Here is a 19,819-nt window from a genome sequence, read left to right on the forward strand (position 1 = left end):
GTCAGTGCTCCTGCACGGGGGCTGGAACAAACCGGTGATCGATGGCGCCGAACAGGCTTTGCCCGTCCAGGCCAAAGATTTCAAAGCGCAAACGGTCGCCGAATTTCAGGAAAGGCGTGTTCGCCTCACCCTGCTCGATCACTTCTATTGCACGTCGCTCGGCCAGGCAGGCCGAGCCTTTGGCGGTGTAGTCACGGTTGGAGAAGGTGCCCGAGCCCAGCACCGTACCGGCGCGCAAGTTGCGGGTACGAGCCAGGTGCATTACCAGTTCCGGGAAGCTGAAGTCCATTTCATCGCCGTTGGGTTCGCCGAAACGCTGGCCGTTGCACTGCACATGCAGCGGCAGCTTGACGCGGCCGTCGTGCCAGGCTTCGCCCAGTTCATCCGGGGTGACCGCCACCGGCGCAAACACCGTACTGGGTTTGGCCCGCAGTGGACCGAAACCGATACTCACCTCCTTGAACAGATGCGCGCGCAGGCTCACGTCGTTGAGCAGCATCAGCAACTTGATATGCCCCGCCGCTGCCGTTGGCTGAACGCCCATGGGCACATCATCAAGCACCACTGCCACCTCGCCCTCGAAATCGATCTGGTGGTCCTCGCCGGGCACCGGGTAATCGTCGCAGGCACCGAAGAAATCGTCCCCGGCGCCCTGGTAGATGATAGGCACGCCGGGATCTTTCTTGATGTCCAGATTGTACGCACGCTCCATCAGGCTGCCGTGGTTGAGGAACGACGAGGCATCGGCCCATTGGTAGGCACGGGGCAGCGGTGCCATGGCCGCGCGCGGGTCAAAATCGAACGCCTGGGGTGCCCGGCCTGCGTTAAGTGCGGCGGACAACTGCTGCAATGCCGGTTCGCAGCGGGGCCATTCTTCCAGCGCAGCCTGCAGGGTGCCGGCGATTCCACTGGCCAGCACCGCGCGGCCCAGGTCGCGACTGACAACCACCAAGCGCCCATCGCGGGTGTGATCCTTCAGGGTTGCAAGTTTCATCGGTGTGCTCCTGGCCCGGACCACAGGGCCGGGCATTCAATGAGTTCCAGCAGATTGCCGCTGTTGTCGCGCACAAAGCCCATGGGGCTGCCTTCGATGACCGTCTCAAAAACGATGTCGGCACCTTTGCCGCGCAACGCGTGGAAGGCAGTCGCGGCATCCTGCACGGCAAAGCACAAGTGCTTGTGGCCGTGGGTCTTGAGGTCCAGGTGCGGCTCGCGACGGTCACTCGGTAACGGGTGCGCTTGGTCCAACTGGAACAGCTCGATGCGGTAGTCGCCGCAGCGGATAAAGGCGATATGCGCCGGGATCCGGTCAATGTAGGCGCGGCTTTCCAGCTCGAAACCGAGCATCCGCCGGTACCAGCCGATGGACGCCTCCAGGTCGGGGACGCTGATCCCGCCGTGGTGGGGTTTGATCGCAAACATGGCAGCCTTCCTCAGTTCAGTGCCCGACCGCCATCCACTGGGATGACCGCGCCGGTGGTAAATGTCAGGTGGCAGGCCAGGGCCAACACCGCCTGGGCGACCTCTTCGGGCAAGGCCAGGCGACCCAACGGGGTACGTGCGGCTTGCTCGTCACGCCAGCCCTGGGCCAGGCCCTGGACGAACTCCGTATCGGCCAACCCCGGCGCCACCGACACCACCCTTACCTGAGGCGCCAGGGCACGGGCCAGGGACTGGGTCAGGTTGTCCACCGCCGCCTTGCTCGCGCAGTAGGCAATATTGCTGCCCATCGCCGTACGCGCGGCAATCGAGCTGATGTTCACCACCAGCCCATCGCCGCCGGCCTTGAGCAGCGGTGCCAAGGCCCGGATACAGGCGATCGGACCGCGCACGTTGATGGCCAGGATATTGTCGATCAGCCCGTCATCCAGACCCTCAAGGTCGGCATGTTCGACAAACCGCGTCGTGCCGGCGCAATTGACCAGAATGTCGCAACGCCCAAAGTGCCTCTGTACCTGAGTGGCCAGTCGCTCGAGCATGGCGCTGTCGGTGACAGGTGCCGCCACGGCGAGGTGGCCACCGGCAACAGTCGGCAGGTCAGTCACCAGGGTATGGGCGGCATCGCTGGAGCGGTTGTACCCCGCCACTACGCTGGCACCCGCGCGGGCCAGGGCATGGCAGATCACCACCCCCAACCCGCCGGTGGCTCCGGTAACGACGGCGACCTTGCCTTCCAGGCGGCCCATCAGGAGGCCTTCTTCAGGCGACGCACACGGATATCCGCCTGTTCCTTGTGGCCGGAGAAATGCTCCAGTGCACACAACCGCGAGCAGACTTCACCGATGGCCACGCTGGCTTCGTCTGTGAGCACCCGCTGGTAGGTATGAGTCTTGATGAACTTGCCCACCCAGAGCCCGCCGGTGTAACGCCCGGCGCCCATGGTCGGCAGCGTGTGATTGGTGCCGATCACTTTGTCGCCGTAGGACACATTGGTGCGATGCCCCAGGAACAGGCCGCCATAGTGAGTCATGCGCGCCAGGAACCAGTCCGGGTCGCGGGTCATCACCTGCACGTGTTCAGAGCAGATGCGCTCGGATTCGGCGAGCATCTCTTCGTCGCTGTCACACAAGATGATCTCGCCATAGTCGCGCCAGGCCACACTGGCCACCGGAGCGGTGTCCAGGCGCGCGAGCACCTGCTCGATGGCCGCCGGCAATTCTTCGGCAATACGGCGGCTGGTGGTCACGCAAAACGCCGGTGAAGTCGGCCCATGTTCGGCCTGGCCCAGCAGGTCGACCGCCACCAGTTCGGCATCCACCGTGTCATCGCAGATGACCATGGTTTCCGTAGGCCCGGCGAACAGGTCAATACCGACGCGACCGTACAGTTGACGCTTGGCTTCGGCCACGTAGGCATTGCCCGGACCGACGATCATGTCGACCTTCTCGATGTGTTCGGTGCCCAGGGCCATGGCAGCGACACCTTGCACGCCACCCATCACATAGATTTCATCAGCCCCCGCCATGGCCATCGCGGCGATGATCTCCGGCGACGGCTGGCCATCGAATGGCGGTGCACAGGCGATCACGCGTTTCACACCGGCCACTTTGGCGGTAAGCACGCTCATGTGCGCCGAGGCCAGCAGCGGGTACTTGCCGCCAGGGATGTAACAGCCTACCGAACTCACCGGGATGTGCTTGTGCCCGAGCACCACGCCCGGCAGGGTTTCGACCTCCACGTCGCGCATCGACAGCAACTGGATTTGGGCGAAGCGACGGATCTGGGCCTGGGCGAAGGTGATGTCCTCAATGGCCTGGGGCGACAGGCTGTCTATGCACGCCTGGATCTGCTCCTGGCTCAGCCGCAGGCTCGGCGGGTTCCAGCCGTCGAACTGTTGCGAGTACTCCCGCACAGCCGCTTCACCGCGCTGATCGATCGCATGGATAATCTGTTCGACCGTGTCGCGCACCTGGGCGTTGAGTGCCGCCTTGTGCTCCGCCGGTTTGCCTTTTTTCAGATAACGAATCATGAGCCGGTTCCTGTCTTGTTATTCGGTATTCAGCGCCAGTGGATCAGCGGTTGGCCCGCCAGTGGCGCCCGGAAAAACGGAATGCGTGTGCCCTGCAGACTGCCCAGGTACACGGTTTTCAAATCGGGCCCGCCAAACGTCAGGCTGGCCATCCACGGTGCCAGTGTGCCGTGGGCAGCCTGCATGATCTGCGGGGTGAGGGTTTTGGCGCGGTAGTGCTGGTTCAGCAACGCTGTGGCGACCGGGTTACCGTCATCAAGCAGGTTGAGTACTTCGCCATCGGGGGTCAGGGCAATCAGCTTGTCGCTCATCACCAAGGTCACCCACAGGTTGCCGAAGCTGTCGAAGGCAAAACCGTCGGGAAAGCCCTCCAGCTCCGCCGGGCCAAACACTTCACGCTCCCCTAGCGAGCCGTCGGCCTGCTGGCGCAGGCGGGAGATTCGCCGCACATTGCTTTCCACCACGTACAACCATTCTTCGTTGTCGTCGAAGCGGATTTCGTTGGTGCCGCCAAACCCTTCGGCGACGATGCGAATGCCCTGGGCGTCGATCACGCCGATGTAGCCATCCAGCACGCCGGAATTGATCGAGTCGGTCCACGGTTGCATCGTGGTCGTTACCGTGAACCAGATACGCCCCTTGCGATCCCGTAGAGGGAAGTTGGTCTTGCCCATGGGCTTGCCGTCGAGCTGGTCAAACAGCACCTGGACATGGCCCTGGAGGTCGAGCTTCTCGATACGGTCCAGGCCCCAGTTGCAGATGATGAAGTCGCCCTGCTCCGTCAGCGCCAGGCCATTGGGCAGCGACGCGCCCTGGGACTGCACATAGCGCGATTCGAAGGACGCCGCCTGCGCCTCCACCTGCGTGGGCGCCAACAAGGTCTGCTCGCCATTGGCAGTAATATGCATCACCCCGCCACGTGCGTCGGCGGACCACAGGCTGCCGTCGGGCTGGGCGATGATGCATTCGGGGCGTTGCAGGTCGTGGCCGATGAAACCGATAGCGTCGCGGTCGACCTGCCAGCCTTTGAGCGGATTACGTTGCATGAGCATGTCCTTGGGTCATATAGGCTGGGCGACTACATCGATCATTTGTTTCATCAAACCGGCGAAGTTGGCATCCGGTGTCGGCCGCTGCTCCCACTCGCCGATCTGCACGGACCCTTGGTTGATGAATTTGCAACGCTCGTAGCGACGCAGCATGAAACCTTCGAGCACCTCGGCCAGGCTCAGCTCGGCGCCACACAGTTCACCCAGCACCACGGCATCCTCCACCGCCTGCGCGGCGCCCTGGCCCATGTGCGGCGTGGTGGCGTGCGCGGCATCGCCAATCAACAACACGCGCCCGCGGTACCAGGGGGCCGGCATCAACAGGGCTTCCAGCGGGCGATAGACCACTTGGGTGTTGTCGGTGATCTGGGCGCTCAGCTCCGGTACCAGGCCGCCGTAGCCTTCAAGGCGTCGGCGGAACTCGGCGGCCAGCGTGTCCGGGTCGAAGAACGGGTTGCCGGGTTCTTCGAACACCGACAGGATGTACAGGCTGTCTTCGGTCAATGGCGTGTAGCCAGCCTTGCCGCCCGGCTTGCCCTCAAACATGTGCGACCAGAGCAGGTCCTTGGGCCGTGGCAGGTTGTAGCGCCACACGCCCTGCCCCGTGAATTGCGGCGTGTACTGCTCGCCGAATACCGTCGTACGCACTTTGGAGTACACACCGTCGGCCCCCACCACCAGGTCATAATCACCCCGACTGCCGTCGGTGAACCCCACGCTGACGCCGTGTTCATGTTGAGAAATATCACTGAAGGTCAGGCCCAGACGCAGGTTGGCGCCACTGGCGGCCACCGCATCAAGCAATACCTGATGCAACGCCGGACGGGTCAGTCCGAGGTTCGCGGGATACTGCTCGCCGGCCAGCCGTGCACCACTGAGTTCGGCTTTTACCTCCCCCTGCTGGTTGCAGATGCGCAGGCCCTTGTAAGGGAAACCGGCGGCCACGGCCGCGTCGGCAATACCCAGTTGCGCCATGGCGCGAATGCAGTTGGCCTGGACCACGATACCCACGTGATACACCTTGGCCTGGGGGCTGATTTCGACAATATCGACCACTACGCCGGACTTGCGCAGGGCGATGGCGGCGCTGAGGCCGCCGATGCCACCGCCGACGATCAGCACACGCTTGATGGCGCTCATCAACGCACTCCTCTTGGATGCAGAGTGAAGTGGGCACACAGGCTTGGAAGCGTGAGGTGGGGCACAGGACTGCTCTCCATATTTATTGTTGTTATGGCCGGCCTCACAGGGGGCTGGCTGAACATGGGCCAACCTTACTCACCCCTCAGGTATGCCGGAAATTGTTTGTTCGGATAGGTCCCATCCATCAGATGGATAGCCCAACAGCCACCGCTATTTGCGTTTCAAATCCTTTGCCAGGCAGGTATAACAAGCCTGGATGCCCGTAAGCACAATCATAAAAAACGGAGTAACGCCATGCGCTTTCACGGTTTGGATTTGAACCTCCTCGTGGTGCTGGACATGCTGCTGGCGGAGCAGAACATCACCCGTACCGGTGAGCGCCTGCATCTCAGCCAGCCGGCCACCAGTGCGGCGTTGTCACGCCTGCGCGACTATTTCGAAGATGATTTACTGGTACAGGTCGGTCGCAGGATGGTCCGTACACCGATGGCCGAAACCCTGGCCCAGCCGATTCGTGATTTGCTGATCCAGATGCGCTCCACCTTGGAAAACCGCAGCCGATTCCAGCCGGACCTGGCACGCCGAAACTTCACGCTGATGGCGTCGGATTATGTGGGCATGGTGCTGCTGCCCGAGGTCAGTCGCAGGCTGAACACCCTGGCACCGTCATGCTCCATCGAACAGTTCCTGCCTACGGATGAGGCCGCCCTTGAGATCGAGCGTGGGCACGTGGACTTCCTGGTGCTGCCGGACAAGAACATCCTCAAGGAACACCCCTGTGTGGCGCTGTTCAGCGATGAATACGTGTGCGTGATGTGCAAGGACCATCCGGCCGCCAATGGGCCTTTGTCCATGGATGACTATAAGGCGCTGGGGCACGTGCTGGTGCGCTGGGGCGGCGAGCATCGCGCCCCCATGGCTGATGAGTGGTTTGCGCGCAGTTTCGGGTTCACACGCCGGGTGGAAGTGACCACCAACACCTTCAACAGTGTGCCGCCGTTTCTGATCGGTACCCTGCGGGTCGCCACCATGCACCGTCGCCTGGCGGAGAGATGGGCACAATACTTGCCGCTGCGGATCGTATCCGCCCCCTGGACCGCGCCGCCGCTGACCATGTCCATGCAGTGGAACAAATACCAGCAGCTCGACCCCGGGCTGGCCTGGTTGCGCAACCTGATCATCGAGACCGCCAACTCAATGGATCCCGATCAGGCATCGTAGGCCTGGCGGGCGGCCTCGATGACCGGGGCCTGTTGTTCGAGCCACACCAGCAGCGCCTCAAACTGGGTAACCAATGAAACGCCCAATGGCTTGAGGCTGTATTCCACCTGCGGCGGAATGGTAGCGATCACACGACGTTCGAGCATGCCGTCACGTTCCAGCGCACGCAGCTTGAGGGTGAGAATGCGCTGCGACAAGCTACCCTCCGCCATATCGTTGACCTGCCGTTGCAGTTCGGTAAAGCGCAGCGTACCGGTGTGCAGTACCAGCAACAGCAACGGGGTCCAGCGATCGCCAAGCCGAGCCAGGGATTCACGCACAGGGCCATGGGGATCATTGCCGCCGCGCAGCACCCGCGCTTTCAGATCATCCAGCGCCTGGCGCTGAATCTTGTCGACCACATGCATCGAGCCTTCACCTTTGTGCATCCCACTCTCCCTGCCAGCCCCTGGGGGGTACGTACATTCAGGTAACCGACCTACATTAAAGTGCCGTCTTCCGCCTGCCGGCCCGCTGCACCAGTATCCGGCACAGCGGCGCCCTGCCCCCGGGCAGTACGCCGACAACAAAAACAACAGAAGCGGAAGATCCTATGAATCATTACGATATCGTCGCCATCGGCGGCGGGCACAATGGCCTCGTGGCCGCAGCCTATCTGGCCAAGGCCGGCAAAAAAGTCCTCGTGCTGGAACGCAAGGACTATGTGGGCGGTGGCGTGACAACGCGCCAGCTTAACACTCCAGGCTTCTGGCATGACGAGCACTCCAGCGTGCATATCATGATCCAGGGCAACCCCATGATCACCCGCGACGAGCTCGGTCTGTTCAGCCGGTTCGGCCTCAAGTACAACTACTCCGATGTGCCCCATGCGACCGTCTTCGAAGACGGCAGCGCACTGATCACCTACCGCGACCTGGACAAGGCCTGCGAATCCATCGCCAGCGTGTCGCCTCGCGACGCAGAGACCTATCGCAAGCTGGCGACCAAGGCCGCCGGACTGCTGCCGATGTTCCTCTCCGGTTTCTATTCGCCCCCGCCGCCCATGGGGGCCATGGTCGCCATGCTTGACCAGAGCCAGGAAGGCCGCGAGATGTTCGACGCCATGCAGCGCAGTACCCTGGACATCGTCGACAACCTGTTTGAGCACGACAAGGTCAAGATCCACCTGTTGCGGGTGATCGCCGAAAACCTGCAAGCCCCGGACGAGTTGGGTACAGGTATGGGTGTGTATGTGTTCGTCGGCATCATGCACACCTACGGCGTGTCGCAACCGGTGGGTGGCAGTGGCAAGCTTTCAGAAGCCCTGGTGCGCTGCATCGAGCACCACGGCGGCGAGATCCGTTGTAACAGCGAAGTGCACAAGGTGATCGTCGAAGGCGGGCGCACCAACGGTGTGGAGCTGGCCGACGGTGAGCGAATTCTGGCCCGAGACGCGGTGGTCGGCGCCTTGCACCCCCATGTAATCAAACGCTTCGTCGACGGGCTTGATCCTGGGGTGACCGCACGCGCCGAACGCGCCACGCTGGCCCCATTCAGCCTGTTCGTCAGCCACTACGACTTGCACCGGCAGGCCGAGTTTCATGCCGGCGCCGATGTCGGTCGCGCCACGATGCTGACCATGATGAGCTGCGACCGCCTGAGCGACATGCTCGACGACTTCGACGAGTTGCGCCGTGGGCGGGTGTCCAGGCGCAGGCTGGTGGCCGGTGGCGACGAGAGCATCAACGACCCGACCCGCGTGCCGCCAGGCAAGGGCATGTTCCACGGTATGACGTTCGCACCCTATGACCTCGCCGAAGGCGGTGCCGCGCGCTGGGACGAGTACAAGGAGGAATTCGGCGATCTGAGCCTCCAGGCGTACCGCAAGTTCGTCAAGAACCTTACGCCGGATAACATCATCGCCCGCAAGGTGTGCTCGCCGCTGGACCTGGAACGCAGTTCGCCCAACTCCATGGTCAAGGGCGATGTACACGGCGTCGCCCCCTACTTCTACCAGAGTTTCGCCCACCGCCCTACGCCCGACCTCGGCCGCTTGAGCGTACCCGGGCTGGACAACCTGTACCTGGTGGGTCCTTTCATGCACCCGGGCGGCGGCGTATTCGGCGCCGGCCGGGGCACCGCAATCAAAATATTCGATGACCTGGGCATCGATTTCGACCGTGTGACAAGGAACTGATCATGAAAATATTCGGCAGCGACAACAGCGAGCTGATGACCGTGAGCGCCATAGAGCGCAGCGGTGACGACCTGGTACTCAAGGGTAAGATCTTCGGCGCCATGCCCATGCTGGCCAGGGTGCGACCGGAAGAAGCACGTGCAGCCTTGCGCCTGCTTGATATCAAGACGGCTGTGTTCCTCTTGAGCCTGCTGTTCAGGCCGGCCAGCCGCAAAGCCGGCAAGTAGGCGCCAGGGTGCTGCAGGAGAGCGGCTTGGCCATTCACCTGCAGTGCTGCATCAGTCCACTCCCAACTCCACCACCCCACCGCTCAGCCGCACCGGCCACACCCGCAAACGCTGGTGCGGTGCCTCCAGGCATTGGCCGTCTTCCAAACGGTAATGCTGCTTATAGATCGGCGCGGCCACCACCAGGTCGCCCTTGATGCTGCCGACCAGCCCGCGTCCGATCACATTCGCGCCGGATTCCGGGTCGTGGTTGTCGATGGCGTACAGCGTCTGGTCCTGGGCGCCGGGCAGGTAGAACAGCGCGACTTGGGCGCCGTCCAGCCACACCACGACGCCGGAATTACTCACCAGGTCGGTCTCTTTGCACACGCTTTTCCAGGTGGCAAGGTTGCGCTGCGTGTTGGACTGGCTCATCAGGCAAGCTCCTCGGTGACGGCAATCAGGTTGAGTTCGGCGGCCATGATCGGCCGACGCTGGCCGCGTTCCTGGACAAAGTGGATGTCCGGGTCGGGGCGTTTGTCGTTGACGAAGGTGCGGAAGCGCTTGAGTTTTTCCGGGTCCTTGAGGGCGTTGGCCCACTCGCATTCATAGCGGTCGACCACCAGTTGCATCTGCGCTTCGAGCTCGGCGCCCAGGCCCAGGCTGTCGTGCAGGATCACGTCCTTGAGGAAATCCAGGCCGCCTTCCAGGCTTTCGCGCCAGACCGAGGTGCGTTGCAACTTGTCGGCGGTGCGGATGTAGAACATCAGGAAGCGGTCGATGTACTGGATCAGCGTGGCGTCATCCAGGTCGGTGGCGAACAGTTCGGCGTGGCGTGGGCGCATGCCGCCGTTGCCGGCGATGTACAGGTTCCAGCCCTTCTCGGTGGCGATCACGCCCACGTCCTTGCTCTGCGCCTCGGCGCATTCGCGGGTGCAGCCGGACACCGCGAACTTGAGCTTGTGCGGCGAACGCAGGCCCTTGTAGCGGTCCTCGATCAGCAGCGCCATTTTCACGCTGTCCTGCACACCGTAGCGGCACCAGGTGCTGCCCACGCAGGACTTCACCGTGCGCGTGGACTTGCCATAGGCGTGGCCGGTTTCAAACCCGGCGGCGATCAGCTCGGCCCAGATGTCCGGCAGCTCGTGCAGTTGCGCACCAAACAGGTCGATGCGCTGGCCGCCGGTGATCTTGGTGTAGAGGTCGTATTTCTTCGCCACTTCGCCAATCACGATCAACTTGTCGGCGGTGATCTCGCCGCCGGGAATACGCGGCACCACCGAGTAGGTGCCGTTCTTCTGCATGTTGGCCATAAAGGTATCGTTGGTGTCCTGCAGCGGCACCAGGGACGCGTCCATGATCGGCTGGTTCCAGCACGAGGCCAGGATCGACCCCACCGCCGGTTTGCACACGTCACAGCCGATGTGGCCACGGCCATGCTTGGCCAGCAGTTCTTCAAACGTGGTCACGCCTTCCACGCGCACCAGGGCATACAACTCCTGGCGGGTGTAGGCGAAGTGTTCGCACAGGCTCTTGTCGACGCTGACGCCACGGGCAATCAGCTCGTGCTCGAACACCTGCTTGAGCAACCCGGCACACCCACCGCAACCAGTGCAGGCCTTGGTCTGCGACTTGAGCAGGCCGAGGTCGCTGCACCCGGCGTCGATGGCCGAGCAGATCGCGCCCTTGTTGACGTTGTGACACGAGCACACCGTGGCCGAGTCCGGCAAGGCGCCGGGGCCGAGGGTCGGTGCGCCGCTGGACGATGGCAGGATCAGGCTGGCCGGTTCGGCCGGCAGCGCGATGCTGTTCTGCATGTATTGCAGCAAGGTGTCGTAGTAGCTGTTGTCGCCGACCAGTACCGCGCCGATCACGTGTTTGCCGCTCGCATCCACCACCAGGCGCCGATAGCTGGCAGTCGCCTCGTCGATGAACTGGTAGCTGCGCGCACCCGGTGTATGGGCGTGGGCGTCGCCGATGGAGCCCACGTCCACGCCCAGCAACTTGAGCTTGGTGGACATGTCGGCGCCGACAAAGGGCTCGGCACTGTGCTCGCACAACAGCGCGGCGACGCCACGGGCCATCTGGTAACCCGGCGCAACCAGACCGAAAAGGCTGCCGTTCCAGGAAGCGCATTCGCCAATCGCGTAGATGTTGGGGTCGCAGCTCAAGCACTCGTCGTTAATCACTACGCCGCCGCGCGGGCCAATGTCCAGGCCGGCCTGGCGAGCCAGGGCGTCCTGGGCGCGGATCCCGGCGGAGAACACAATCAGGTCAGTCTCAAGGAATTCGTCATTGGCAAAGTTCATGCGATAGCGGTACTGCTCACCGGCGCTGATCGACTGGGTGGCGCGGGACAGATGCACACCGACGCCCAGCCGCTCGATCTGGGCCTTGAGGGCCAGGCCGCCAAAATCATCCAGTTGCACCGGCATCAAGCGCGGCGCGAATTCCACCACATGGGCTTCCAGGCCCAGGCTTTTCAGGGCGTTGGCGGCTTCCAGGCCGAGCAGGCCACCGCCCACCACCACACCACGGCGGGCATGGGCGGCTGCGGCACGGATGGCGTCGAGGTCTTCGAGGGTGCGATACACCAGCCGCGAGTCGCCTTCGGCGCCCTCGATCGGCGGCACGAACGGATAGGAGCCGGTGGCCAGCACCAGCTTGTCGTAGCCCACGCAGCCCTGGGCGGTGATCACTTCACAGCGTTCGCGATCGATCTCCAGCACCGGTACACCTAGGTGCAGGGTCACACCCGGCGTCTGGTACAACGCGGCGTCCGACAACGCCAGGGACTCGGCATCGCGGCCGGTGAAGTACTCGGAAAGATGCACGCGGTCATAGGCACGCATCGGCTCTTCGCTGAACACGTGCAACCGGTAGTGATCCAGCGCGCCGCGTTCGATCAATTGCTCCACGCAATGGTGGCCGACCATGCCATTGCCGACGACGATCAGGGTTTTCATCTGTTTGTTCATAGCAAGCACCCGACAACGTTCATCACGGTTTAAAAAGCAAAAAAAACGCCTGAAACCTTGCGGTTCCAGGCGTCTTTGCCTGTTCTTATGCGGGATCGGATCGGCGACTGCGCCGGATCTACCGCTTTATGCCCCTGTTGTCGATCGTCGTTGACCGAGGTGGGTTGAGGGGGAGCTTGCAGGGTCTGTGCCAATCGGTCGCGAGCCTTACTGCGACGCCTTCTGGCGGCACTTATCGAGTCTGAATGCACACTTCAGCGCCTCCAACTGGTGCATCCCGCGACAAAAAAGTGCATTCCCGGATAGAAATCAAAGGGTCACGAAAAGCGGGCTTATTGTGGTGAGCGGGCTTGCCCCGCGCTGGGTGGCGAAGCCGCCCCATCACTGCCACTGCTTACTTCCTGTAAGGACTGAGGCGCCTGGGTTTAGGGCTGCTGCACAGCCCAGCGCGGGGCAAGCCCGCTCACCACAGCAAGCCCGCTTGCCACAATTTGCCTGTGCTTATTTGCCCGTGCTTAAGAAATTGGCGCGTGACTTGCTAGGAACACACACAGAGCAGTCAACGCTGATTGCCCATTCACGACAAAGGCGCCGTGCAATCCCCGTTTCCAACGGAGGGTTGCAGGGCGCTTTTTTGTTGGCGGGCAGAAAAAGTTTCGAGGGTGACGGATGGCAAACCAAAGCGTACGCAGTGTGTGTCCCTATTGTGGTGTGGGCTGCGGCATCATCATGCAGGTCGAGCACAATAAGGTGGTCAAGGTCATCGGTGACAAGGCCCACCCCACCAACTTCGGCCGCCTGTGCACCAAAGGCACCACCTGCGGGCAGGCCATCGCCGAGTCCGGGCGGATGGAGAACGCCTACCTGCGCGAGAAGCGTGACCACGACCCGGTGCGCATCGCCATGGACACCGCCATCAGCGAAACCGCCGGGCGCCTGCGCGGCATCCTCGACAGCCACGGGCCGGATGCCCTGTCCTTTTATGTGTCCGGACAAATGTCCCTGGAGGCCCAGTACCTGATCAATAAACTGGCCAAGGGCTTTGTGCGCACCCACAACGTCGAGTCCAACTCGCGCCTGTGCATGGCCAGCGCCGGCAGCGGCTACAAGCTGTCCCTGGGCTCCGACGGGCCGCCGGGCTCCTACGAAGACTTCGACCGCGCCGATCTGTTTTTCGTGATCGGCGCCAATATGGCCGACTGTCACCCGATCCTGTTCCTGCGCATGATGGACCGGGTCAAGGCCGGGGCGAAGCTGATCGTGGTCGACCCACGGCGCAGCGCCACGGCGGACAAGGCCGGCCTGTACCTGCCGATCAAACCCGGCACCGACCTCGCCCTGCTCAATGGCCTGTTGCACCTGCTGGTCAAGAACGGCCACACCGACCCCGCGTTCATTGCCGCGTTCACCGAGGGCTGGGAGGCCATGCCCGGCTTTCTCGAGGACTACCCGCCGCACACGGTCGCCCAGATCACCGGCCTGGCCGAAGCGGATATCCGCCAGGCCGCCGACTGGATCGGCGCCGCCGCCGAGTGGATGAGCTGCTGGACCATGGGCCTCAACCAAAGCACCCACGGCACCTGGAACACCAACGCCCTGTGCAACCTGCACCTGGCCACCGGCGCCATCTGCCGCCCCGGCAGCGGGCCGTTTTCCCTCACCGGCCAACCCAACGCCATGGGCGGCCGTGAGATGGGCTACATGGGCCCGGGCCTGCCGGGGCAGCGCTCGGTGCTGGTGGAAGCCGACCGCGCATTTATCGAAGACCTCTGGCAGATCCCCCCAGGCAGCCTGCCGCGCCAGGTCGGCGGCGGCACCGTGGCGATGTTCGAGCAAATGAGCGCCGGGCAGATCAAGGCCTGCTGGATCATCTGCACCAACCCGGTGGCCAGCGCGCCCAATCGCCGCAAGGTCATCGAAGGCCTGCAAGCCGCCGAACTGGTGATCACCCAGGACGCCTTCCTCGACACCGAAACCAACCGCTACGCCGACATCCTGCTGCCCGGCGCGCTGTGGGCCGAGGCCGAAGGGGTGATGATCAACTCCGAGCGCAACCTGACCCTGATGCAAAAAGCCGTCGAACCCCCGGGCCAGACCTTGCCCGACTGGCAGATCATCGCCAGGGTGGCCTGCGAGATGGGCTTTGCCGACGCCTTCACCTACGCCAGCGCCGCCGAGGTCTTCGACGAGATCAAGCGCGCCTGGAACCCCAAGACCGGCTACGACATTCGTGGCGCCAGCCATGCACGGCTGCGCGAACAACCGCTGCAATGGCCCTGCTCTTCAGAGGCTGGTGCGGAGCGCAACCCGATCCGCTACCTGAATACCGGCACGCTCAGATTCGCCACCGAAAATGGCAAAGGCCAGTTCCTCGCGCGTCCGCATATGCCGCCGGCGGAGATGCCCGACACAGCCTTCCCTTTCGTGCTCAACACCGGCCGTTTGCAGCACCAGTGGCATACCCTGACCAAGACCGGCAAGGTCGCCACCCTGAACAAACTCAACCCCGGCCCCTTCGTCGAACTGCACCCCGAAGATGCCGCCAGCCTGGGCATCCAGGACAAGGACCGCGTGGAGGTGCGCTCCTCCCGCGGGCGTGCCGTACTGCCTGCGGTGGTCACCGACCGCGTGCGGCCGGGCAACTGTTTTGCGCCTTTCCACTGGAACGATGTATTTGGCGAAAACCTGGCGATCAACGCGGTGACCAACGACGCGGTCGATCCGATTTCGCTGCAACCCGAGTTCAAGTTCTGTGCCGTCGCCCTGGCCCGGGTCGAGTTGATCGATCACCAGTTTCTCGATGGGCCGGTCTCGCAAGACCTGCCCGCCTTAGCAGAGGACCTCACCATGTCGCGCCTCGACGCCTTCGCCGATATTGCCGGCCTCCGTAACGTGCCAGCGCCGCCACTGAGCGACAGCGAGCGTACTTACCTGGCAGGTTTCCTCAGCGGTCTGCGCTCCGACGCCGGGCGCCAGGCAGCCGGTGTGCCGGTGATGCCAACCCATGCGCCGCTGACCAAGGATTCCCGACTGTGGCTGGACGGTTTGCTCGGCGGATTGTTCAGCCGCGCAGACGTCAGCGCCATCGCCGCAACGCCCTTCCCGGCCGTCACCCTGCTATGGGCCTCCCAGACCGGCAACGCCGAAGCCCTCGCCGAGCGATTCGCCAAGCGCCTGCGCGAAGCCGGTATCAGCGTCGAGCTCAGCGCGATGGCGGATTTCCCGGCCAGCAAACTGGCGAGCACGCAAAACCTGGCGTTGATCAGCAGCACCTTCGGCGACGGCGACCCGCCGGACAACGGCGAAGGCTTCTGGCACAGCCTCAGCACCGCCGAGATGCGCCTGGAGTCGCTGCGCTTTGCGGTACTGGCCCTGGGCGATCCGAATTACGACCAGTTTTGCAAGCACGGCCAGCGACTCGACCAGCGCCTGCTGGAGTTGGGCGCGACCCGCCTGCTGGAGCGCGTGGATTGCGACACCGAATTCGAAGAGCGCGCCGATGCGTGGCTGGCCCGATTCCAACAGACCCTCCACCCGGCAAAGCCCGTAGCCCCGGTAACACCCGCCACACCGGCTGGCAAAACCAAGCTGCATGGCTCACGGCTGCTGCTCAACCGGCACCTGAACCCGCAGAGCACCCACAAGGAAACCCGCCAGTTCGCCCTGGACCTGACCGACTCCGGGCTGAGCTATGAAGCCGGTGATGCCCTGGGGGTCATGCCACGCAACTGCCCAGAGCTGGTCAGCGAACTGCTCGATCTGACGCGCCTGGATGCCAGTGCCTGCGTGAACATCGACACCTTCGGCGATGTACCGCTGCACCAGGCATTGACCCAGCGTTTCGAAATCGCCCGCCCCAGCAGCGACACCCTAGCCTTTATCGCCGAGCGCAGTGCCAACCCAGGCCTTAAGCGCCTGCTGAGCCCCGAGCACAAGACCGAACTGCAGGCTTGGCTGTGGGGCCGGCAACTGGTGGATGTGCTGCACGAGTACCCCATCGATTGCTCGGCGGACGAACTGCTCGGCACCCTCAAGCGCCTGCAACCACGTTTGTATTCAATCGCCTCCAGCGCCAAGGCCTACCCACAGGAAGTGCACCTCACCGTGGCCGCCGTGCGTTATGGCAAGCGCAAGGGCGTTTCCTCGACTTTCCTCGCCGACCGCGCCGCAGACAGCGAAGTGCCGTTGTTCGTGCAGCCGTCCAAGCACTTCCGCACACCGGCCGACGGCGACGTGCCGATGATCATGATCGGCCCCGGCACCGGTGTGGCGCCGTTCCGCGCGTTTTTGCAGGAACGCCGGGCCCAGGGGCACCAGGGCCGCAACTGGCTGTTCTTCGGCGAGCAACACGCGGCCAGCGACTTCTATTACCAGGATGAACTGCAAGGCATGCAGCGCGATGGCCTGCTCACCCACCTGAGCCTGGCGTTCTCCCGCGACCAGGCGCAAAAGATCTACGTACAGGACCGCATCCACGAACAGGGGGCCGAGCTGTGGCGCTGGTTGCAGGACGGCGCCAGGCTGTATATCTGCGGGGACGCCAGCCATATGGCCAAGGACGTCGACCAGGCGTTGCGCCAGGTCGCGCAAACCCACGGCGGGCTTGGCGTTGAGGGCGCAGTGGAGTACTGGCGCCAGTTGAGCGAACAGAAGCGTTACCTGCGTGATGTCTACTGATTGGATACAGAACAATAAGCACTTTGTATTGTGTACAAAAAACCCTAAAGATTTACCGGCACCGGGCCGAAACAGCGGTGATAGCAAATCGCCGCGCTGTTTTTCCTGAGCGGACGATTTGACCACCCTCTGCGCTGATGGTCGTCTCGATGAAAATAAAAAATAAGCTGGTGCTGGCATTTGTCTCTGTGGCGTTTATTCCGGTAAGCCTGGTGGCCGTGATCTCCGTGATGAACACACGGACCCAGGCGGTGGATCAGTTTATCGATGGCAGCACCCGGGAAATCCGCCAGATCGATGGCAATATCCGCCAGTTCTTCGACGGCACACTGCAGAACGTCGATCAAATGGCCACCGATCCTGTATACACCTCCGTGGACTCTCTGAAGAATTACCAGCCTGCCGATGCAGCCAGCCAGCCGATGCCGGCGGCGGCGCAGGATGTGATCAAGCGCTTTGCACGCTTCGGCGCCACGCACCCGGCCGCCGCGATCCTGTCCATCGGCCTGGAAGATGGTACCTACGCCAAATGGCCGGATGACCCGCAGCTGGCCAAGTACGACCCACGCACGCGCCCCTGGTACAAGGCCGCGATGGCCAGCCCCGGCAAGACCGTGCGCACGCCGGCTTACTACTACGACAAAGACGATGTGGCGCTGGTGGGCACTGCCCGGGCGTTGCTGGATAACGCCGGCAAGGCCAAGGGCGTGTTCGTGGTCAGCGTGTCGCTGAAGAACCTCACCGAACTGGTCAAGAGCATCAAGCTCGGCGAAAGCGGCTACGTGATGCTGATCGAAGACGGCGTGGTGCTGGTCGACCCGCGCGACGCCGCCCACAGTTTCAAGCCGCTCAAGGACCTGGGCGCCGCCTATGCGCACCTGGCCGAGACGTCCCAGGGTTCTACCGAGGTGGAAATCGACGGCGTGCGCTACATGGCCAACGTGTGGACCTCTCCCGGCTTGGGCTGGCGCTATATCGGCCTGATCGAGCACCGCGAAGTCATGGCCGAAGCCACGCGCATGACCTACCTCACAGCGGTCATCGTCGGCGTGCTGGTGCTGATCTTCGGCGTGCTTGCGGCGGCGTTTTCCAAAGTGATCGTCAAGCCCATCGGCCAGGTCAGCAGCGGCTTGCAGTCGATCGCAGAGGGCGAAGGCGACCTGCGTCACGCACTGCAGGTGCAGGGCAAGGATGAAACCGCTGAACTCGCCGGCTGGTTCAACAAGTTCCTTGCCGCGATTCGCCAATTGATCCAGCACATCGGTGCCGCCTCGGCCAATTTGCACAACGCCTCCAAGGTCAACAGCGAAGTGGCGCACAACATGAACGAAGCCGCCGGGCGCCAGCGCGAGGCGGTGGAACTGGTGTCCACCGCGTTCAACGAAATGGTCGCCACCGCCAACGAAGTCGCCCGCTCCTGCAGCAGTGCGGCAGAGTCGGCGGAGAACGGCCATCGCCGCGTGGCCGAGGGCAAGCAGCAGATCGAAGTCACCACCGATAACGTCAACCGCCTGGGCCGCCGCTTGACCGAGTCGTCCGACGCCATGGTCGAACTCGAAGCCGGCAGCCGCAGCATCAACCAGATCATCGGCACCATCCGTGCGATTGCCGAACAGACCAACCTGCTGGCCCTCAACGCCGCCATCGAGGCCGCCCGTGCCGGTGACCAGGGCCGTGGTTTTGCCGTGGTCGCCGACGAGGTGCGCGCGTTGGCCAAGCGCACCTCCGACTCCACCGGCGAGATCGAGCAGTTGCTCGGCACCCTGGAAAACAAGACCCAGGAAGTCACGCAAAAAATGGGCAGTTGCCTGGACCTGTCACGGGCCAGTGTGTCGTCCATCGAAAGCGCGCGGGACAGCTTTGAAGGCATCCAGCTGTCGGTCAACGAGATCCGTGACCAGAACCTGCAAATCTCCGCCGCCGCCGAGGAACAACACAGCGTGGCCGAAGAGATCAACCGGCATATCCAGCAGATCTACGACGAGGCACGCCTGGTGGAAAGCCTGGCCAACTCGGCGCAGGACGACTCGGGGCGCCTGTCGAATCTGTCGGATGAGTTGAATGGCCTGGTGGGGCGCTTCAAGTCCTGATGAATGCCGCGATCTGTTGCCACATCGCCTGCGGGTTGGAATACATCGGGAAGTGCCCGCACGTGGCAATGGGTGCCAGGCGCACGCCGTTGGCCTGGATGTGCGGCAGGTAGGACAGCCCGGCGTTCTGCGCGCCGTACATGAACAGCTTCGGGCATGGCAGGCCGAGGAACTTGTCCATCAGGTCGGCGTTGTCGGAAAGCGTCACCATCGACTGGAAAATCCCGCGCACCGCACCGGCGCGGACTTTGTGGCGCAGGCTCGCTGAATACAGGGCGCTGGCATACGCCGGCGCCTGGCGGGTGCGTTCGATGAAGGCGCTGAAGAACACCTCCGGGTCATCCGCCGGGTAGTCGACGATCTGGCGACTGAGAAAGCAGTCTTCCGGGGCGATATTGCCTTCGATATCGATGAAGCTCAGGACACGGCCAGGGAAACGGTGCGCCAGCAGCAAGGCCGTCAACCCGCCCATGGAGTGGCCGACCAGGTGGAAACGTTCGATCTGGAAGTGCTCCAGCACCTGCAAGGCGGTTTCGAGCAGGAACGGGATGCTGATTGCCCCCAGGTCGGCGCATTCACTTTCGCCACAGCCGGGCGCGTCATACGCAACAAAGGGATGCCCGTCGAAAGCCGGGTGCAGGACGATATCGGCGTAGTCTTCCTTGGTGGAGCCAAAGCCGTGCAGGAACAGGATCGGCGCGTGTTCGCCGGAGCGATGCAGGGCGGCGATATCCAGCGATACGCCATCTACCGTCAGCGGCAGACGGGTGTGAGTGAACGACATGGCGAGGGCTCCTTGAACACAAAGGC

At 63.2% G+C, this 19,819-nt stretch carries 15 protein-coding genes; 5 read left to right on the forward strand and 10 right to left on the reverse strand.

Going from position 1 to position 19,819, the window contains the following annotated elements; translation table 11 throughout:
* Window position 1 precedes the first annotated feature (1 nt).
* From J3D60_RS07085 to J3D60_RS07110, 6 genes are read right to left on the reverse strand one after another with little or no spacing between them, the layout of a single operon-like run.
* A complete protein-coding gene (locus J3D60_RS07085; protein WP_027608475.1) occupies window positions 2-994 on the reverse strand; it encodes a fumarylacetoacetate hydrolase family protein in 993 nt (330 codons plus the stop codon).
* Complete coding sequence (locus J3D60_RS07090; protein WP_027608476.1) at window positions 991-1,422, reverse strand: VOC family protein; 432 nt, start codon at window positions 1,420-1,422, stop codon at window positions 991-993. Before J3D60_RS07090 ends, J3D60_RS07085 begins: the two co-directional genes overlap by 4 nt.
* A gap of 11 nt (window positions 1,423-1,433) precedes the next feature.
* Complete coding sequence (locus J3D60_RS07095; protein WP_027608477.1) at window positions 1,434-2,186, reverse strand: SDR family NAD(P)-dependent oxidoreductase; 753 nt, start codon at window positions 2,184-2,186, stop codon at window positions 1,434-1,436.
* Entirely contained in the window at window positions 2,186-3,469 is a 1,284-nt protein-coding gene (gene hisD, locus J3D60_RS07100) for a histidinol dehydrogenase (RefSeq protein ID WP_027608478.1), read from the reverse strand. Before hisD ends, J3D60_RS07095 begins: the two co-directional genes overlap by 1 nt.
* Window positions 3,470-3,498: 29 nt before the next feature.
* On the reverse strand, window positions 3,499-4,515 hold the full coding sequence (locus J3D60_RS07105) for an SMP-30/gluconolactonase/LRE family protein (protein ID WP_253490606.1): 1,017 nt from the start codon (window positions 4,513-4,515) through the stop codon (window positions 3,499-3,501).
* Window positions 4,516-4,530: 15 nt separating this feature from the next.
* Window positions 4,531-5,658 (reverse strand): FAD-dependent oxidoreductase, encoded by a 1,128-nt coding sequence (locus J3D60_RS07110; RefSeq protein WP_253490607.1) that lies wholly within the window; start codon window positions 5,656-5,658, stop codon window positions 4,531-4,533.
* A gap of 297 nt (window positions 5,659-5,955) precedes the next feature.
* Here J3D60_RS07110 and J3D60_RS07115 point away from each other — a divergent pair, with 297 nt between their 5' ends.
* Entirely contained in the window at window positions 5,956-6,882 is a 927-nt protein-coding gene (locus J3D60_RS07115; RefSeq protein ID WP_115488350.1) for a LysR family transcriptional regulator, read from the forward strand.
* Here the strand turns inward: J3D60_RS07115 and J3D60_RS07120 are convergent.
* The gene (locus J3D60_RS07120; RefSeq protein ID WP_027608482.1) at window positions 6,870-7,310 is read right to left on the reverse strand and encodes a helix-turn-helix domain-containing protein; all 441 of its coding nucleotides are present in this window, start codon (window positions 7,308-7,310) and stop codon (window positions 6,870-6,872) included. The two genes, J3D60_RS07115 and J3D60_RS07120, sit on opposite strands and share 13 nt — an antisense overlap.
* Window positions 7,311-7,474: 164 nt before the next feature.
* Between J3D60_RS07120 and J3D60_RS07125 the strand changes: the two genes are divergently transcribed.
* Both J3D60_RS07125 and J3D60_RS07130 read left to right on the forward strand, forming a co-directional pair.
* Complete coding sequence (locus J3D60_RS07125) at window positions 7,475-9,058, forward strand: NAD(P)/FAD-dependent oxidoreductase (protein WP_253490608.1); 1,584 nt, start codon at window positions 7,475-7,477, stop codon at window positions 9,056-9,058.
* 2 nt (window positions 9,059-9,060) lie between these two features.
* Entirely contained in the window at window positions 9,061-9,285 is a 225-nt protein-coding gene (locus J3D60_RS07130; protein WP_027608484.1) for a hypothetical protein, read from the forward strand.
* Window positions 9,286-9,336: 51 nt separating this feature from the next.
* On the opposite strand, the gene nirD is transcribed toward J3D60_RS07130, so the two are convergent.
* Window positions 9,337-9,699, reverse strand: a complete 363-nt coding sequence (gene nirD / locus J3D60_RS07135; RefSeq protein WP_253490609.1) for a nitrite reductase small subunit NirD — start codon at window positions 9,697-9,699, stop codon at window positions 9,337-9,339.
* The gene (nirB, locus tag J3D60_RS07140; protein ID WP_253490610.1) at window positions 9,699-12,242 is read right to left on the reverse strand and encodes a nitrite reductase large subunit NirB; all 2,544 of its coding nucleotides are present in this window, start codon (window positions 12,240-12,242) and stop codon (window positions 9,699-9,701) included. The genes nirD and nirB overlap by 1 nt, the downstream gene beginning before the upstream one ends.
* Window positions 12,243-12,911: 669 nt before the next feature.
* Here nirB and J3D60_RS07145 point away from each other — a divergent pair.
* Window positions 12,912-16,919, forward strand: coding sequence for a bifunctional nitrate reductase/sulfite reductase flavoprotein subunit alpha (locus tag J3D60_RS07145; RefSeq protein WP_253490611.1), 4,008 nt, complete (start codon window positions 12,912-12,914; stop codon window positions 16,917-16,919).
* Window positions 16,920-17,068: 149 nt separating this feature from the next.
* The gene (locus J3D60_RS07150) at window positions 17,069-19,009 is read left to right on the forward strand and encodes a methyl-accepting chemotaxis protein (protein WP_253490612.1); all 1,941 of its coding nucleotides are present in this window, start codon (window positions 17,069-17,071) and stop codon (window positions 19,007-19,009) included.
* Here J3D60_RS07150 and J3D60_RS07155 read toward each other — a convergent pair.
* Entirely contained in the window at window positions 18,999-19,793 is a 795-nt protein-coding gene (locus tag J3D60_RS07155; protein WP_253490614.1) for an alpha/beta fold hydrolase, read from the reverse strand. The genes J3D60_RS07150 and J3D60_RS07155 overlap by 11 nt on opposite strands.
* Window positions 19,794-19,819: the final 26 nt, after the last annotated feature.

It is taken from the genome of Pseudomonas sp. S3E17, from assembly GCF_024168685.1.
In the GTDB taxonomy this organism is placed as follows: Bacteria; Pseudomonadota; Gammaproteobacteria; order Pseudomonadales; family Pseudomonadaceae; genus Aquipseudomonas; species Aquipseudomonas marginalis.

Bases quoted from the DNA above. Each gene is read 5' to 3' on its own strand.
- J3D60_RS07085 (WP_027608475.1), bottom strand. From the start codon at position 994: ATGAAACTTGCAACCCTGAAGGATCACACCCGCGATGGGCGCTTGGTG.
- J3D60_RS07090 (WP_027608476.1), bottom strand. From the start codon at position 1,422: ATGTTTGCGATCAAACCCCACCACGGCGGGATCAGCGTCCCCGACCTG.
- J3D60_RS07095 (WP_027608477.1), bottom strand. From the start codon at position 2,186: ATGGGCCGCCTGGAAGGCAAGGTCGCCGTCGTTACCGGAGCCACCGGC.
- hisD (WP_027608478.1), bottom strand. From the start codon at position 3,469: ATGATTCGTTATCTGAAAAAAGGCAAACCGGCGGAGCACAAGGCGGCA.
- J3D60_RS07105 (WP_253490606.1), bottom strand. From the start codon at position 4,515: ATGCAACGTAATCCGCTCAAAGGCTGGCAGGTCGACCGCGACGCTATC.
- J3D60_RS07110 (WP_253490607.1), bottom strand. From the start codon at position 5,658: ATGAGCGCCATCAAGCGTGTGCTGATCGTCGGCGGTGGCATCGGCGGC.
- J3D60_RS07115 (WP_115488350.1), top strand. From the start codon at position 5,956: ATGCGCTTTCACGGTTTGGATTTGAACCTCCTCGTGGTGCTGGACATG.
- J3D60_RS07120 (WP_027608482.1), bottom strand. From the start codon at position 7,310: ATGCACAAAGGTGAAGGCTCGATGCATGTGGTCGACAAGATTCAGCGC.
- J3D60_RS07125 (WP_253490608.1), top strand. From the start codon at position 7,475: ATGAATCATTACGATATCGTCGCCATCGGCGGCGGGCACAATGGCCTC.
- J3D60_RS07130 (WP_027608484.1), top strand. From the start codon at position 9,061: ATGAAAATATTCGGCAGCGACAACAGCGAGCTGATGACCGTGAGCGCC.
- nirD (WP_253490609.1), bottom strand. From the start codon at position 9,699: ATGAGCCAGTCCAACACGCAGCGCAACCTTGCCACCTGGAAAAGCGTG.
- nirB (WP_253490610.1), bottom strand. From the start codon at position 12,242: ATGAACAAACAGATGAAAACCCTGATCGTCGTCGGCAATGGCATGGTC.
- J3D60_RS07145 (WP_253490611.1), top strand. From the start codon at position 12,912: ATGGCAAACCAAAGCGTACGCAGTGTGTGTCCCTATTGTGGTGTGGGC.
- J3D60_RS07150 (WP_253490612.1), top strand. From the start codon at position 17,069: ATGAAAATAAAAAATAAGCTGGTGCTGGCATTTGTCTCTGTGGCGTTT.
- J3D60_RS07155 (WP_253490614.1), bottom strand. From the start codon at position 19,793: ATGTCGTTCACTCACACCCGTCTGCCGCTGACGGTAGATGGCGTATCG.